Annotated in this window: 3 protein-coding genes; all 3 read right to left on the bottom strand. The window is 72.1% G+C overall.

The annotated features are described in order from the left end of the window. Positions 1-223: 223 nt before the first annotated feature. Positions 224-1,231 (bottom strand): hypothetical protein, encoded by a 1,008-nt coding sequence (locus ACFQ8C_RS06070; RefSeq protein WP_383452736.1) that lies wholly within the window; start codon positions 1,229-1,231, stop codon positions 224-226. A 521-nt stretch (positions 1,232-1,752) separates the two neighbouring features. Then, positions 1,753-4,182, bottom strand: coding sequence for a hypothetical protein (locus ACFQ8C_RS06065; RefSeq protein ID WP_383452734.1), 2,430 nt, complete (start codon positions 4,180-4,182; stop codon positions 1,753-1,755). Between the two features lie 32 nt (positions 4,183-4,214). Next, positions 4,215-17,522, bottom strand: coding sequence for a hypothetical protein (locus ACFQ8C_RS06060; protein WP_383452732.1), 13,308 nt, complete (start codon positions 17,520-17,522; stop codon positions 4,215-4,217). Position 17,523 lies beyond the last annotated feature (1 nt).

The raw sequence follows: 17,523 nt of genomic DNA, 5'->3' as shown, positions 1-17,523 counted from the left end.
GCTTGCTCTGCGGGTCGGCGTTCGTCAATTGCCCCCTCCGGGTTGAAGACCGGCCCGGGCCGGACGCGGGGGGCTCCGGCCGGCTATGTAGGCGCGCCACCGTGAAGACGGTGCCGGCCTTCCTCGGGTTCCGGGCGCGGACGGGGTGGGCGTGAGGCGGTCCCCGGGGACCCGCCGCTCCCACGTTCCGGAGAAGCGTTCCGGAGAGGCGGCGGGCCGCCGGTCAGGACGCCGTGCAGTCGACGCGGACCGGGGCCGCGGCCGCGTGGCGATTGTCCGCGCCGCTGCCGCGGTTGTCGAGGACGACGGAGATCTTGTTGTCCGAGACGGGGAACCGGCCTGCCGACACCCACTGGCCCAGGTGCGAGGCCTGGTTGATCTCGAAGCTCCCGACGCTGTTGGCCGAGCTCTGCGTGAAGGACCGGTAGACCGTGTAGTGCGCCGGGCTGCCGCCCACGTACGACAGGTCGCGCACGTTCGGTATGAACACCTGCACCGCGCAGGTGCCTTTCGTCACCGAGCCGGTCGTGAACTTCCACTGCGCCCAGATGCCGTCCGAGCGGGAGCTGCCCGACATCGGCATGCTGTAGAAGAGGCCGTTGCAGCCGTACGACTTCGTGCTTCTCCAGTCCTTCAGCCAGCCCTCCTTCCCGTCGGTGTACATGTCCCCGACCGCGAAGCCCGGCGTCTCGCAGCCGAGGCCGATGAGATGCGCGTACGTGGCAGGCCGCGGCGCGGTCGTCACCGGCGGCTGCGTCGTGGGGGCGGGGTTCTGGACGGGCGCCTTGGTCGTCGGCGGAGTCGTCGCCTTCGTCTCGCCGCCGTCCTGGGCGGGCGCGGTCCCGCCGGTGCCGCGGCCCTGGGCGGGCGTGGTCCCGCCGGTGCCGCGGCCCTGGACGGGAGGGGCGGTCCGCCTGCCGGTGCCGCCGTTCCCGTCCCTGACGTCCGTGCCGGACTCGTGGATCCCGCCGATCGGACCGAGGCCCTTGCCCCTGCCGCCGTCGGGTCCCGGCGCCTTCACCGGCGCCTCGCTCTTGCCCTTGCCCTTGCCCGCGCCCGGAGCGGCCAGCTGCTGCTCGCTGGGGACGATCCCGGGGCCGGGTCCCCCGGGGTGCATCGAGCTGCCCGGAGGGGCCGCGGCGGCCGCGGAGCGGGGACGGTCGTCGGGACCCGAGACGAGGAAGGGCACACCGATCAGGACCAGGCCGCCGAGGACCGCGGCCGCGATCATCGGCTTGTTGGGGCGTCCGAGGGGAGGGGAGGCGGTGCCGGAACCGGAACCGGAGCCGGAGCTTGTGGTGGCGGTGGCGGTGGCGGCCGTTGTCCGGGTTGCGGTTGCGGCTGTGGTTGCCGTTGCCGGTGCAGTCGTGGGCGCGGTTGCAGCGGTTGCAACTGTGGCCGCGGGGGTGGACTCCGCTTCCGGTTCCGTCGCCGGCTCTGCCTCCTCTTCCGGTTCTGCTTCTGCTTCTGGCTCGCTCGGTGGGGGAGCCGGGGCTGCGGCAGTCGTCGACGCTTCGGCTGCCGCGGGTGCGGATCCCGCCGTCGCCGTCGCCGTCGCCGTGGTGGACACCGCCGCGGTCGTGGTGGGGAACAGGCCCGCCGACGGTTCTTCGCTCAGGGTGGCGAGTACCGCCGCGCGTCGCACCGAAGAGTCCCCGGCGCTCTCCGCTGCCGGGGTGGACTCTCTGTTTGCCATGGCTGGTCTGCCTTTCTCGACGGGGAAGAGTCTTGTGGGGCACCCACGCGGAGCGCCTACGGGAGGTGGAGGAACGGGCCGGTGCACCGGCCCGGCCAGGGCGTCGTGCCGCTCGTGCCGGAGCGGCGGGCCGCGGCGTCCAGCCGTTCCAGGGCTTCGGGGGACGGTTCGCGGAACCTGCCCGGGTCCACCGGAAGTTCGGCGAGCAGCACACGGGCGGGCAGTTCGCCGTCCGCCTCATGGCGGGCGACGACGGCGAACGCCGTTCCGGCTTCGAAGAGCGCCTGCGGGCCGTTGTCGTCACGCGACAGCACCGATGTACGCCGGGCGGTCATGGGCCGTACGGCGTAGCGGACATGGGCAGAGGGCGGTACGGGTGCGGCCGGGGCCTCCAGGTGGACCACGTCCAGCGGGGCGTCGCACACGAGCACCGCGCCCGGCACCACCTCGTCCGGTACGCACGGCTGCGCCACGGCGCGGACCAGCGTGCCCCGCAGCGCGGGCAGGCGCCGGAGCCCGGAGGCCAGGCAGGCCGCGTACGGGCGCAGCTCCTCGGTCCCCTCGGCGAGGGCGCGGGCGCCGAACGGCTCCTCGGGCGCGGAGGAGAGATACAGCCTCACGGCGATCAGGTCGGCCCGCACCGTGTCCTCGCCCGACCCGCGCAGCGCCGGCAGCCTGATCAGCGCCTGCCCGACGGGGCCGCTGTGCTCCTCCCACACGGCGGCCGCCAGTTCCCGGAACGCCCGGCGGTCCGCCTCCCCGCTGAAGCCCTCCGGCGCGCGGCGCGCGGGGGCGCGGGGGCCCGGTGCGGCGGCTGATGCGGGAGACGCACGGGGGGTGGGGAGTGCGGGCGGTGGTGGGGTGGGAGCCGGTTCCGGTTCTACCGGCTCCGCCGAGGCGGGGGCCATGGGCACCGGTTCCGGCTCCGGTTCTGGCGCCGGTTCTGGCGCCGGTTCTGTTTCCGGGGCGACGGCGGCTCTGGACGTGGCCGCCAACGGCAGGCCCGTACGGATCGCGAACCGGCGCAGGGCGGCGGCCGCTTCCGGTTCCGCCTCCTCGGAGACGGCGAGTTCGGAGTGGGCGCGGGCCGCCGGTTCGAGGGCGGCGAGGAGTGCCGCCAGATCCCGCAGCGTTCGCTCGCGGACCGACTCCTCGGCCAGGCACTGCGCCGAGATCTCCACCCGTAGAGCGCGAGGGTCGCCCGCCCGGTCCCGTACGGGGGACGGCGGAACGTGCGTGGTACCGATCCAGAGTCCCGCCCGTACGGCCACGGCCCAGACACCGGAAGGGAGTCGAAGGGTCGCGGGTGCGGGACCCGGTGTTCCCGCCGAAGCCGGGAGGCTCCAGGAGGCCGGGCGGGGGGCCGGGCGCGCACCGTCGTCGCCGGTCGGGGAGCAGAGGAGCGCGGCGAGCGGTGTCGGCCAGGTGAACTCCCCTTCGGCGGAGATCAGCCGTACGGATTCGGGCGCCGGCCGCCCTGGCTCCCCCTCTTTCCCTTCCCCTTCCGTTTCCCCTTCCGCTTCCTCCGTCTCGGTAGCCAGCGGGAGGCCGAGAGCCACCTCCAGTTCCGTGCCGAGGAGGTCGCACACCTCCTCGGCCAGGGCGATCGCGTCCCGCCCGTCCGCCGGGACGAGGCGCAGGGAGCGGCGGATTTCGGTGGGCAGCGAGGCGAGCAGCGTCGCCAGGTCCTCGGCCGCGACCGGGTCCGCGCGCGGAGCGCCGAGCAGGACCGCCGGCCGTTCGGGGTCGACGGCGACGGCGTACGCAGGTCCGTCGGGGCGCGGCGCGGGCGTGTCCGCCGGACCGAGCGCAAGCCCCGCCGGGACGGCTCGTACGACACTCGTCCCGACCGGACCCAGCGGAACCCGGGCCAGGGCGCGCTGCCAGCGGGGCGCGGGCAGCCGGGTGCCGAGGGGCTCGGGGGCCTCCCCGGGGGCGAAGCGCCACCAGCCACCGCCGGGCGTGGCGGGTTCCGTCACGTGGAGCAGGCCGCCGGGAGCGAGGACGGCGGGGGCGTCCGGGGCCTCCAGGGTCACGTCCCAGGCGTCGGCGAGGCGCTGGGCCAGCGGTCCGCCCTCTCCGGCCGGGGCGGCCGCGCCGGACAGCACCAGACGCAGGGAGAGCGGCTCGTCGTCACGCAACCGGGCCAGCAGGGAACCGAGTTCCTCGCCGAGATTGCCGGCGGCGGACTGCGGTACGTCGACCACGACGACCGGGCGCCGGGGATCGGCGGGCAGCGCCTGCACGAGGGCGCGGACGGGTGAGTCCGGCACCGTCGAGGAACGCAGGAGGTAGCGGTGGGGGAAGTCGTCCCGGACCGTGTGCGGGGCCGGGGACGCCGGTTCCGGTGCCGGCGCGGTGGTGGCCGCCGGAGCCGTACCGGCTGGTGCGGTGGCGCCGCGGTGGCGTGTGAACCGCTGGAGCAGCCGCCTGGACCTGCCCCCGTCCGGGGCCCTCTCCGCCCGGTCGCCGTCACCCTGTCGCATGCGCCCTCCCCTGTTCGGTTGCCCTGATTCGATCATGAGCGGTCCTTGGGGAGGGGACGGCCTCCACCGGACTGGCCGGAGGGGTTGGTCTTGCGGGAGTTGCCGCGGTTGTTGGTGGTGGGGTTGGGGTTCGGATGGGGGTTACTGGTGTTGTTCAGGCGCCTGTTGGGGTTGTTTGGCCTGTTGCTGTTGCTGTTGCTGTTGCTGTTGCTGTTGCCGGAGAGCCGGTTGAAGGCGGAGTCGGCGAGGCTGGATCTGTTGCTGTTGCCGTTGCCGCCACCGCGGTTGCCGCCTTCGCTCGTGGCGGAGGGTGTGGCGCGGGGCGGGTTGTTCCCGGGGGCGTTCGCGCTCCGGGTCTGCTTCCTCGGGGGACGGTCGCCCGAACCCTGGTTGCCGGCCGGCGGGGCGGGGGGCCGGGACGCGGAGCTGAGCGGGGCGTGCGGATCGTGCTCCGGAGGCCGGCGGGTGAGCGTGCCCGGCGGCAGCGGGGTGCCGCGCCAGCCCACGCCGTTTTCCCACCGCACCTGGAGGGGGTGCGCGGAGGTGTTGTCCGGGCCGTACCGCTGTCTCGTCCCGTCGGGGGCCGTGACCTCCAGGGTGAGTCCGAAGCCGACCGCGTAGAGCTCCAGCAGGAACCGCGCGGAGGAGCCGATGCGGAAGGGCTCCGGCCGGGTGGTCGTGGTCGTGGAGGAGGCCGTCGTGGTCGTGGTGGACGTGCCCCGGTAGTCGTCGAGGGTGTGGGACATCGGGTGGATGCGCCCGGTGAAGAGGCGGGTGGAGAGGTCCGCCACGGTCAGCCCGTTCGTCGCCGCGTTCGCGGCGAGCTCCCGGGCGTCGGCGGTGGTGAGGTTGGTCCGGTGGAGGACGGTGAGCATCTGCCGTACCTGGGGGGCGGTCGGGACGCGGTTCTGCGGGGGCGTCGGCTCGTGGGGCGACGCGTTCCCGGTGAACGCCTCGGTGAGCGCCGCGAAGAAGGAGCCCGGGCGGGCGGTCAGGGCCTGGTGGGTGGTCGGCGGGACCGGGGAGAGGTAGGTCTCCGCGATCTCGTGGAAGGTGCGCTGGACGACTCCGTGATCCGTGACGTACAGGAGGTTCATGGCGTGCAGGGACATCCGGTTGTCGTCCGTCCGGAGACCGAAGACCGGTCCGCCGGGGACGGGCGTGTGCGACACCCTGTTCAGGAGGGACATCGACGTGAAGGTCTCCAGGAGGGGCTTCGCGTCGTGGACGGGGCTGCCCTGGGGAACCCTCTTCCACGGATCCTCGGCGAGGAAGTCGGCGTGGAGGAGCCTTCCGTCGTTCTGCAGGGTGTCGAGGAGACCGTACTTCGCGTTCTTGGCGCTGCCGTCCGTCTCGTCGAAGAGCTTTCCGTACGGGGTGGGGTTGATGTGGCTCTGGGGGATCCGGAGTTCGTGCCGGGGCACCTGTGTCACGTCGATTCCGCTCTTGGCCGCGGCGGTCTGCCGGGACGAGAGCATGCCGAAGTGGAGACGGGACAGGTCGGTCTGGGTGGCGGCCCGCTGGAAATCCGTGAAGAAGGCCGTTCCGCGCACGGAGGGACGCAGGGTCTCCGCGGCGAGGTCGAGGCGTTCCCTGGCGGTGGCCCTGGTGTCCCTGGATTCCCTGGCCGTTTCGGCTTCGTCCTGTGTGATCTCCCAGGACGCGAGGCTCATCAGGCTGTCGGCGAGACCGTTGAACTCCGCGCCCCTCTCGCTGAACCGGATCGGGGGGCGGCCGTCTTCCGGGACCAGCAACGTCGCCAGTGCGTCGACGAAGAGGTTCGGCTCGGGTGAATAGGGGATGAAGGTGGCCAGGTCGCCCATTCTTTCCCGTACCCGCATGTCGTGCCGGATCTCCGCCTCGAACGCGGGAACCGAGCCGGCGACATCGGACGGAACCGGGCCGAGCGGGCGAAGCGGGCGGGGCTGGTCGTTCTGCTTCCGGCCCTTCGGCTTCTGGCCCTTCTGCCGGCCGTCCTTCTGCGGAGCGTCCTTCTGTGGCGCGTTCCCCGGAGGCGGCTGGTTCTCCCGCGCCTCCTTTCGACGATCCGCCTCTTCCTGCTGTGCGGCGGCCTTCCTGTTGTGCTCTTCCCACCTGGCCGTCGTCTCCGCGGCGAGAACCTCGCGGCGTGGGTCTCCCTCGGCGGGAATCCGGTATCCGCCGGCGATGAGCAAGGGGCGCAGCGGCGCGGTGGCCTCGTGCCGTTCGAGGCCGTTCTGCTGCCCGAACGCGAGTCGCCTGTCGAAGTAGTCGAAGACGTGCCGACCGCTGGGAGTCCGGTGCGAGTAGCCGTCGAAATCCATGAAGGACACGTACGGGTGGGTGGAGGCCCGAAGAAGGCCGCCGATCGCCCGGTGGTTGGCCTCGCTCGTCAGGGTGGCGTTACGGGCCTGCCCATGGGGGAAGGGGGCGTTCTCCTCCCGCGGTACCAGGGGCGTGGCGACCACGGCGAGCGCGACCGGGCAGTCGATGGCCGTGGCGCGGGTGGCGATCGTGTTCCGGATGTGCTCGATCAGGGCGGCGTCGTCGCCGTCGAGCCTCCGGTCGTTCACTCCGACGACGATCGCGACCCGGTCCCGCAGGTCCGGGGGGAGGTTCTCGACCACCCCGTCGACGAAATCCTGGAGATGGGTGGCGCTGGTGATCGTTCCGAAGTCGACGATCGCGTTCACGACGTAGGAGATCCTGTCCCCTCGCCCGACGCTCTCGCTCACGCGGGTGCGGTACGCGTCGGGCGTGAGGGCCTGGTCGGCGCCGACGTCCGTCGTGAGGGCCGTGAAGCGGTCGTTCTGATAGACGGTGGTGGCGGGAGGGGCGGTCGGGGCGGGAGGGTCGGTCGGGGTGGACAGGGTGCTGGGGGCCTTGCTGCTCTCGCCTTCGAACCGCTCGTCCGGGCCGAGGCGGGCGTTCGCGTCGTCGTCGGCGGCGTCGGCGCGGTCGGCGTCGTCCGGCTGTCGCGTGGACTCCGTCTGTTCCGTCGGGGGCGTGAGCAGATGGGCCACGTACTGGGCGTGGATGTTGCGGGCCCGTAGGACGGCGAGGGGCTCATGGGGGGAGTCCTGGGCGAAGAGCCGGGCGAAATCCCGCTGAGCGGTGTCGAACGCCGTGTTCGACGTCGTCAGCGTCGCGGTCAGGTTGTTCCTCCTCGTGACGAGCTGATGCAGTTCGCCCTTCTTCGCGATGCTCGCGTGGGTGGACGCGAGGTCCTTCGTCGCCCTGGTGATGTCGTCCAAAGCCCGCTTCGCACGGCCGGCGATGTCGATGACGCTGTCCGTCAGCGCGGTGGTCAGGCCGTGGCCGGGGTCACCGTGCCGGAGGTACGCGTCGATATTGGCCAGGTCCTCGTCGGCGAAGCCCTTGGGCCGTGACGTCTTCTCCCGGCCGTCCTCCCACGTGATCTTCTTCAGGTCCTCGTGGTGCGGGAGCTGGTGCCATGCGGCGTGCTTCTGCGCGTCCTTGCGGACATCCAGCGGCAGGTCCTTCTGGTACTGGCCCGAGCGGGTCGGGGAATGGGTCACGATGAGGCGTTCGTAACCCGGTGCCAGGCCGCCGCCGAGCGATCTCCGCCCGGTGTTCCCCGGGTCCGTGTGCCAGACGGTCATCCGGTCGCCGCCCATCTCGCTGTTGGGCTCTTCGAGGTAGCGGACCTCGAAGCCCATGAGCGCCATCGCCTCCAGGTTTCCGCTGCGGAAACCGAGATGGCGGGTCTTGGCGTGGTGGTGGAGGTGGTGGAAGAGCCGGAACTGACCCGTGCGCGTGTTGCCCTTCCACGCCGCCGCCTTCGGGTCGTTCCAGAATTCCGTGAGGTCCGCGACCTGGGCCGTGAACCCCTCGGGTCGGGTGCCCGAACCGGTGGTCCCGTCCTGGCCCGGAAGCTCGCCCTTGTTGAAGTAGTCGGCTATCGCCTGGTATTTGGGTTTCGGTGTGACCTCGGGCTCTCCGGAGTCGTCGCGTTCCACCGGCTTCGGCACGGGCTCACCCGACGCGTCGCGCTCCACCGGCTCCGGATAGCCGGAGTCGCCCACGATGATGACGGCCTTCATGCCCCCGAGGCCGGCGATGATCTGCGCGACACCGAAGTAGCTGGTGTCGTGCTCGATGTGCACCTCGCCCTTCTTGCCGCTGAACCGGGACCACAGGACCGCGACCTCGTCGCCGTCTTCCAGACGGATGTCGTGCCCGGCGAGCCACTGCTCGATCGCGGGATTCGACACCTTGCCCGGCGGGAGGTCCCATGCCTTCAGGACGTCCGTGCGGACATCGGCGCTGAAGGACCTGCCGATGCGCTGGGTGGCATCGCCGACGCCGAGAATGCGTTCCTTCTTCGCCTTGCTGCTCAGGTTCTGGTTCGCGGCGAAGTCGTCGAACATCCTCTTCGCCTCGGCGGCGCTCAGGACGACGGAACGGTTCCGGAGGTTCGAGGCGTCGTAGAAGGCCTTGACCTTCTCGGCGGTCGCCCTGTCCCTGGCGAGCTGCCTCTGTTCCTTGTCCGTGAGCGGGGCGTCCTCGTTCTCCTTGCCGTAGACGAGGACCACGTGGAGGTTCTTGTCGGCGATGAGGGCGGCGGCGATGCCGAACTGGTCGCCCGAGGCGTAGTACGGCTGCTTGAGGTAGGTGACCTTGGATTGGTCCACCGCGGTCTCGGCGGTCTCGGCGGTCTCGGCGGTGTCGTTGGTGTCGTTGGTTTCTGCGGTGCTGGGGGTGCCGGTGGTGGCGGTGGTCTCGGCGTCGGCTGTGTCGTTCTCCGGAGCCTGGTTCGTGGTCCCGTCCACCCGCTGGTCGGGGGAGAGACGACTGTCGCCCCGGGGAGTGGGGACGGTGGTCGTGTGGAGGGGGATGACCGCGTTGTCGCTGACCGACTCGATCGTCCTCAGGTAGTCCTCGGGCAGCTCCCGCAGGTTCTCCTCGCGGGTGCTGACCATCAGGCCCTCGGTCCGCACCCCGCTGGCCCGGTCGTCGCGGCGGAAGAGGTGCGGGTCCTGGGAGCCCGCGTCCGAGTACTCGTCGGCCAGGCCCAGGTAGTGCAGGAGTTCGTGGGTGACGGTGGCGTCGTCGTCCCTGACGTCCCAGTGGAGTTGGTCGGCGCGGCCCGGTGACGGCGTACGGGAGAGGGTGACGGCCTCGCCGTGCGCGGGGGAGTGCACGAACTCGGCGGTGACGTGCAGCTGGTCACCGGAACCGGGCAGTCGGTAGCCGCGGTTGACGTGGCTGTCGAGGACCTTCCGCATGCGGTCCTGGTGGGCGCGGAGGTCGGCTTCGGTGAGCCCGTCGGCGAGCTTGAACGGCAGCGTGACGAAGAAGCGGCGCACGGTGCGGCCGTCGGCGAGCCGCTCGCGGCGCACGTGGTGGCGGATGAGGGTCATGGAGCCGTCGAGACGGCCGGGCCGCGGGTTGAGCTGGCGCAGCTTGGGGTCGAAGCGCTCGGTGTGCACCGCGGCGGTCTTCGTACCGCGGAAGGAGCGGAGCTCGTCGAGGCGTACGGGCGTCGCGACCAGCCGTCCCTTCTCGCGGAGAGGGGGTTGAGGGGTGTGCGTTCCCTCGGTCGTGGTGTTCTCGGCCGTCGGGGACGCGGAGGCGATCAGGGACGGCGCGGTCGCGCTCGTGCCTGCCGTGGTGTTCGTCGTCCCGTTCGGTGCGATCACCGGTGCGATCACCGGATTGCCGTCCGGTCCGTACGTCGTCACCCGAGGCCCGGTCTCCTCCTGGACGACCAGGTGCACGGTGCGCTGGTGGTCGGTGGCGAGCTGTCGGGCGAGGGCGTCCGCGTCCGCGCGCGCCTCCGCGGGGTCCGGCCTCGTGTCCGGGTGCAGCCACAGCTGAGGGTCGGCCGCCGTGCTGGGGAGCGAGCCGCCGATCAGCGTGGCCCAGGCGACGCCGTGGGTGTTCGCGGACAGGTCCCAGACGCCGTCGCCCTGGTCCGCCTGGGTCAGGACGCCGAGTCCGAGCAGCGCTTGTTCGGGGACGCGGACGATCGCCGTACCGGTGACCTGGCGGGTCCCGCCCCGGGGGTCGGTCACCGTGACGAGCGTGTCCACCTCGACCTCGCGGGTCTTCAGACCGGCGGTCGCTCCCGGCAGCCTGCTCGTCCCGATCTTGGTCCAGAGACGTGCCGTCGTGCCCACGCCGCCGCCCTGCCCGCCGGGGATCGACTGGTAGTGCACGGTCGGCGCCGTCACGCCGAGGCCGAGGTCGACCGGGGGCGTGAGGTTCTGCAGTCTGGCCTGGCCGGAGACGGCGAGCGGGGCGGAGAGGGTACGCGTGGTGGCCGAGGACGTGGCGGTGGTCGTGCCCGTCACACGCGCCTGGTCCATCGTCATGCCCTGGGTACGGTCGACCGGACGCGGATTGCTCATCCGGAGCCGGATGTCGACCCGCTGCCGGCCGCCGACCGTACCGCCGAGGGCGGCGGCCGCTCCGGTGGCGCCGATGCGGGCGCCCCCCTTCCGGAAGGCGTCCGTGAGGAGGGCGGCGAGGACCTCCGGGACCGGCCCGTCCGTCCGGGTGCTGCCGAGCAGACCCGGCGCGACCTCGTCGACGGCCTGCTTCAGCTGGGTGGCGTTGGTGACGGCCGTGACGGCGGTGGTGTCCTCGAACCGCAGGGACGGCCGCCGGGTGAACAGCCGGTCGTGGATCTCCCGCGGCAGGGCGGAGGAGTGGACCTCCGCAGGGAGGTGGCCGTCGATTCCCTGGTCGTGCGCCGGCGTCCGGTCGCCCCCGAGCCGCAGGGTGACCGTGGCGTGGACGGGCGCGCCGATCTCGTGCGTGACGGTCGTTCCGGGTACGAAGCCGGGGGCCTGGAGGACGGCGGTGAAGCGGTAGGGCAGGTCGTACTCGTTGCCTCCCTTCGTACGCTGCCAGGCGCGGTCCTCGGCGACCGTCGACGAGGACACGGTCGTGGCCTGGGAGACCGCGAGTCCCGGGGTGAGCGAGGCCTTCACGGGCGCGCCCGGGGTCGGGACGCTCACGTTCCCGGCCAGCGCGGCGGACCACTTCGTGGTGCGGGCGGTGCTCACCGTGGTGTCCAGGGGGCGGTGCTGGGAGTAGAACTCCGACTCCGTGGCCGACGAGGCGGGACGGCCCAGCGTCGCGCCCAGCTCCGCGGCGGTCAGATTCGGCCGGCCCCGGACGAGGAGGGTCAGCGTGGTGGTCCCGAGCACTCCCTTGTACGGGAAGCGGAGCGGCGGCAGCGAGGACCAGCCGGTGTCCGACTCCGTATCCGCATCGGGATTCCTGCCACGGCCGACGAGTTCGGCGAGGGCGGCCGTCGTCGTGTACTCGGCGATCTTGCGCTGCAGTCCGGGGACGTGCCGGTGATCGCCGGGGTCGAGGGCGCCGGGGGCGTGCTGGTTCACCAACTCGGTCAGGCGGGTGTTCAGACGGAGGTACTCGTCCCGTGACGTGGCCGACGGGTGGACGGGCGGTGGGGCGACGGTCTGGTCGGTGGTGGTGTTCGTCGCCGGTCGGGTACCCGTCGCCGACGGGGCGGGCGCCGGCGTGGTGGGGGTGAACGGGACCACCGCGAGCACGGCGTCCGTACCCAGCGCTCCGTACCGTACGAAACGGGCGGGCAGCGGCACGGCCGCCGCCGGGGCGGTGACCGGGGGCGGGCCGACCAGACGCGACAAGTCCCCGTTACTTCGCCGCAGTTGCTCGTCGCTGGCGATGAACTCCATGCCTCCGGGGACCGTGATCGGAGGGAGCGTGGTCGTGGTGACCGAGGCCGAGCGGCCGAGACCGATCGTGCCGCGGCGGACGGTCACGCGGTACTCCACGTTGGCCCGGATCCGATGCTGTGTGCTGTTCTCGGCCGCGACCCGGGTGATCTGCACGGAGGACGTGTCCGTGGTCGTCCGGGTCGTACCCCTGCCGTAGCCCCCCTTCGCCGAGAACCCCCCGGTCAGAGGGGTGGGGAGCGGAGCCGCTTTGCCCTCGGGGGGCCGGTTCGCACCGAACTTCGCGCCCAGCTCGCCGGTCGCCTCCCAGGGCAGTTTCGCCGTGCTCTTCTGCCGGCTGCCGCCCTCGCCGACCGCGAGGTCCGTCTCGCCGAACTGCTTGGCGTCCCCCAGGCTGATGGGGTCGCTGATCACCATGTGCACTTCGACGACCGCTTCGGAGTCGCCGCGCGCCCCGGGGACGAACAGGCCGTCGACGACGTACACGCCCTTGCTCATCTGGTGCGCCCTGGCGAGCAGCGCGGACGGGCTGATCTGGTGGTTCAGGGTCCTGCCGTGGTCGGAGGAGACGGACGGGGGCGGGGCGTCGGTGGCGGTCGCCGGGGTCGTGACCCGGGTGGGGGCCGGGGAGAGGCCCAGCTGCCGGAGCGCGGCCTCCGCCAGCGGCACGAGCCGGCCGAGCGGCGAGGACGACGGCGCGGGCCGGAGGTCGCCCGTGTGCAGGGGCAGGCCCGCGCCCTGCTGGGCGGCGGGGGCCGACGGGCGGGCCGTCGACAGGTGGTTCGGATCGTCGGAAGGCCGGCCGTCGGTGGCCAGGAACTCGGCCAGCGCCCGCTGAAGGGCGTCACTGCCGAGGAGTACGTCGACCTGGGCGCCGTCCGGGAGTACGACAGGGGCTCCGCCGACGGGCGGCAGGGTGTCGGGACGCCCGAGCCGGCTCTGCGGAACGGCGAGGTCGAGGTCGACCAGGGGATCGGGCGGCGGGGGAGCCGCCGGCCGCGGGATCGGCTGCGCCACCTGCTGAGCCTGGTCCTGGGACCGCTGGGGCGGCGTCGACACGGTGGCGGGGGCCTGAGGCGGTGTGGACACGGTCGCCGGGGCCGGGGCCGGGGCCGGGGGCGTGGACGTGGGTGACGGTATGACCCGGCCGTTCTCCAGGAACTCCATCCTCAGCCGGGCCGGGACACGGAAGACCTCCGTGTCGTGGTCGCCGGTCCGGATGGTCTGGGAGTGGCCCAGGGCCGTGGTCGGGCTGTCGGTCCAGGTGATCTGCGGGCTCGTCTTGCCGCCGACGGCCGCCGCGAAGGCGGGGATGCCCACGGACAGGTCGCCGCTGAGCCCGAGACTGCCGGTCAGCGTGCTCGTCCGCTGGTTGCTGCTGGTGTCCGAGAGGCCGCCGGCATTGGAGACGAACACGTCCGAAAGCGTGGTGTGGTGGGTGATGTCCCGGTCGGCGGCGCGCTCCAGGCGCAGGACGAGCTCCACCTGCCGGACCCGTCCGTCGACGCCGACGCTGCCGAAGGACAGGCGCAGTCCGCCGTCCGTCAGCTCGTCGACGGAGGACAGCAGCGCCGCCTCGCTCGTGAGCAGCCGGACGGTACGCAGGTTGTCCATGCGGGCGCGGGCGTTCTCCGGGGTGGTGAACCCTTCCTTCGGGAGGAAGCCGTTGTCGCCGAGCCAGGTCTCCGCCTGGGCCCGCACCGCCGTCAGGCCCGCGCCGCGCAGACGCAGCGGTGTGACGGAGAGGCCCGTGCCCCGCAGCTCCCTGAGGCTGTTCGGCAGGGTCTCGGGATCCACGAGACCGACAGGGGCCGGGGGTACGCCGAGGGCCCTCAGTCGTCCGTCCACCGCGGGCATCTCGCGGAGCCCGTCCGTGGTGCCGTCCGAGGCGATGAACTCCACGTGGTGGACCACCTGGACCGGGAACAGGACGTGCTCCGCGGACGCCCGCATGTTGCGGTTGGTGCTGTGTGCCGCACCCGTACCCAGGGAGTCGTCCTTCTGCCAGCCCAGACCGCCCTTGAGCAGGATCTGTCCGCCGATGGTGAGGTCACGGCGGGCCTTGTTCTCCGGAGTGGCGTCCGCGTTGAGGCCGATGCCGCCGAAGAGCTCGACGGCCGCACCGGAGGTGATCTTGCGCAGGGTGTCCTGCTTCGTCTGACGCTCCACGTACCGCTCGAAGCTGTAGCTGTCGGAGACCCAGACCTCCTGTCCCCGCTGCCCGACACCGGCCGGGGGCCGTACGTCGGCCACGATCCGGAACATGCCTGTCGGGTTGCCCGCCGTGTCGACGAGGACCGGGGAGAAGGTGCCCGCGGTGGTGGAGGCGTCGAGGGCGGGAGTGCCCCCGCCCTCCCGGACGCGGTGGAGGGGCAGGGCGCCGAGCTGGTGCTCGATCCCGAAGAACCGCTCGACCTCGGTCAGCGAATCCGGGGAAAGAAGCGCGAGGCGGGGGCCGAACCGGTCCTTCACCCCACGGAGCAGACCACCGGGGTCGGAGAGCGAGTCGAGCGCCCACACGGGAGTCACGTCGAGATGGCCGTTCAGCGCGTGCCCGTCGTTCCAGAAGGGAGTGACGTGCTCCGGGGCACGCTGGTCGGCCACCAGGTGGTGGGGGAACCAGGCCGTGACGGTGCCCAGGTCCACCGGAGCGGACCAGTCGTCGGTCTCCGACTGCCGCAGCGCCCAGGAACCCTGGTACCGGTACGGGTGCGTGGCCTCCGAACTCCGGTGCAGGCTGGTGCTGTTGACGCTCACCGTCTGCGTACTGCTCGTCGTCACCTGATGGCGGGTGAGGCTCACCGTGCCGCCGACCGGATACCCGGTGACGACGGCCGAGGGGTCGGCCGGGACCGTACCCGAGACGGGAACGGAGATCCCGCGATAGCGGGTCGTACCGGACTGCCGGCTCTGGGAGAACGTGGCCGTCTGCCGCTGCTCGTTGTTACGGGGCGGCAGCCCGCCCGGCACGTCGGACATCAGCGAGGCACGGGGGTCGGAGAGGCTCAGTCGCAGGTGGAGCGTCCGCGGGGTCCCGCCGTCGTCGACCGTCACCCGGTGGCCGTCGGGGCTCATCAGCATGTGCCGGTCGTCCACGAGCGACTGCGAGGTGAGGCTCGTCCGCAGCTGCTCCCGTACGGCGTCCCGGCGGCTCTCCGGGATGCCGAGGGTGGCCAGGACCCGGGCGTGCAGATCGGCGACGACGGTGTCCGGGAAGGGGGACAGCTGCACCCCGCCGAGCCCGGTGTGACGCGGCCCGCCGAAGTCACGGACGTGCCGGTGGGGCGGGGGCGGGGTCTGCGTGAGGGAGGTCGTGGGGGTGTCGGTCGTGGTCGTGAGGGCCGTCGCCCGGGGCTCGTCGGCCTGTGACGGCGGGAAGAGGGGGGAGTCGGGCGAGGGAGCGAGTGCGCCTTCGGTGACGGGCTCGGGCTCGGGCTCGGTGACGGTCTCGGTGACGAGCGGGGTCGAGGGGGACGAGGGGGACGAGGACTCCGTGACCGGAGAGTTCTCCGGTGCGTTCCGCTGTTCCTCGTAGGTCGACGTCGACGTGGACGTGGACGTGTCCGCGGACGTGTCCGTCGACATGGTCGAGACGGACACGGTGGTGGGCTTCTCGGCGGCCTTCGTGCCGTCGTCGGTGTCCGTGGACGTGTCCGTGCTCGTGTCCGTGCTCGTGTCCGACGCGCCCGACGTGTCCGACGCTCCCGACGTGTCCGAGGGCGTGTTGCTCTCGGTGGAGAGGCCCGCCGGCTGTACGGGGCCGGGCGCGTTGTTCCCCGTCTTGTTCGCGGACTCGGACTCGGTCCGCTGGTTCTGCCCCTGCCCCTGTGCTTGGCCCTGGTTCGACGCGGAGGAGGTGCTCTGGGTGCTCGTACTGCCGGAGGAGGTACTCGACGACGTACCCGACGGCGACGGCGACGGCGACGGCGACGGGGAGGGTGACGGGGAGGGCGACGGCGAAGCGGACGTGGTGGCGATCGGCGCCCCCGGGGAATCCCGGTCCTCGCTCCCGTCCGGGGTGGTCTCGTCGTCCTTCTCGGCGAAGAGTTCGGCCAGGCCGAGGTCGGGCATGTCGTCCGTGAGGCCGCCGCTCTCCGGCGTGCCGGTGGTCGAGCCGCCGCCCCCGGTGCTTCCGCCGTCCCCGGCGCCGCCGAAGTCCGGGGTGCCCATGCCGAGGTGGCCGCGCAGGCCCAGGCCGAGCTTCTCGCCGCCCGTCTCCATGAGGTGGCCGACCCGGCCCTCGACGATGCCGGAGCCGAAGGTCAGACCGGAGGTCTTGAAGGTGTGCTCGTCCGAGAAGATCAGGTTGTACGTGCCCTCCGAGACGGCCGCGTGGGCGCCCTCGAACAGGCCCTTGACGCCGAACTCGCGCATCGACTTGAGGATGCTGGAGCCCATCGCGTCGGCGGTGCCCTTGGTCAGGACGTCCATGGCCTTGTCGTCGAGCTGGCCGGCGAGGGGCTTCAGGGCGTCCCGAAGCGCGTCGGGCAGACCTCTGCGACCGGTCTCCGAGAGCAGGGTCGACGCCCAGTCCCGGCCCGCGTCACGGGCCTCGGTGCCGCCGAACCGGCGCTCGAAGGCGTCGCCGACCTCCTTGACGAAGTCGCGGGCGGCCTTCTCCGGGTGGGGGCCCGCGGTGCCGGGCAGGTGCTTCTTGAAGATGTCGCTCATGTCCCCGCCGAAGGACTTCGGCGGGGGTGGCGGGGCGTCGCCGCTCTTCGGCTTCGGGCCGTCGCCGCCACTGCCCTTCGACGGCGGAGTCCCACCGTCGCCGGGCTTGTTCTTGGGCGGTGGGGTGGGACCGATGTCGTCGCCCGGCTTGTTCTTGGGCGGAGGGGTGGGACCGATGTCGTCGCCGGGCTTGTTCTTGGGCGGCGGGATGGGGACGACGTCGTCGCCCAGCTTGTTCTTCGGTGGGGGCAGCGCGTCGTCGAGGCCCTTGCCGATCAGCTTGCCCGCGTCCTTGCCGAACAGGTTCGAGAGGAACTTGTTGAAGACCTTGCCCAGTGCCTGGAAGGGGCCGGCCAGGAGGCCCTGGATCGCTCCGGAGAGCGCCGCCGCCTTCGTGAGGTCGTGGTCCCACTCGTCGCGGGTGCCCTGGTTGAGCTGGATCCACTGGGAGAGGCTGTCCATGACGACGCCCATGCCGACGTTGATGATCTCGTGCATGAGCAGGGCGACCAGCAGCCGGCCCAGCCGGGTGCGGATGATCAGCCTGACGATGGCCTGCTTCTGGAGGTACGCGGCGATCGAGGCGCCGAAGAAGAAGGAGAGCGCCGCCGCCACGGCCGCCTCGACGAGGAGCTCCACCAGCTGGGCGATGATCATGTACTTCGTGTACTGGAGCTGGGTGGCGCTCTTGCGCGTGAAGTCCGCGATCAACTGGGCCTGGTCGGTGACCGAGTTGAAGTAGTCGAGGCCTTCCTGCCCGCCGAGGAAGGCCTTCATCGCCTCCTGGTACATCTCGGCGGCGGTTCCGTCGAAGTTCTTCCTCGTGTAGCCGAGGGCGTCCGCGACCTGTTTCTGGATGTCCCCCTTGAGCTTCCCGTGCAGCCCCTTGTGCGCCTCGGCGAGCGCGAACATCTTGTCCTCGTCGCCGTCCGGCGGTATCTCGCCGGTCAGGGCCGCGAACAGCCAGGCGCACTCGGGGGGAAACTCCAGGGACATG

It is taken from the genome of Streptomyces sp. NPDC056503, assembly GCF_042794995.1.
Taxonomy (GTDB): Bacteria; Actinomycetota; Actinomycetes; order Streptomycetales; family Streptomycetaceae; genus Streptomyces.
Note: the sequence above shows the minus strand (reverse complement) of the source record. Positions and strands in the feature narration are given on the sequence as shown.

Bases quoted from the DNA above. Each gene is read 5' to 3' on its own strand.
- ACFQ8C_RS06070 (WP_383452736.1), bottom strand. From the start codon at position 1,231: ATGATCGCGGCCGCGGTCCTCGGCGGCCTGGTCCTGATCGGTGTGCCC.
- ACFQ8C_RS06065 (WP_383452734.1), bottom strand. From the start codon at position 4,182: ATGCGACAGGGTGACGGCGACCGGGCGGAGAGGGCCCCGGACGGGGGC.
- ACFQ8C_RS06060 (WP_383452732.1), bottom strand. From the start codon at position 17,522: ATGTCCCTGGAGTTTCCCCCCGAGTGCGCCTGGCTGTTCGCGGCCCTG.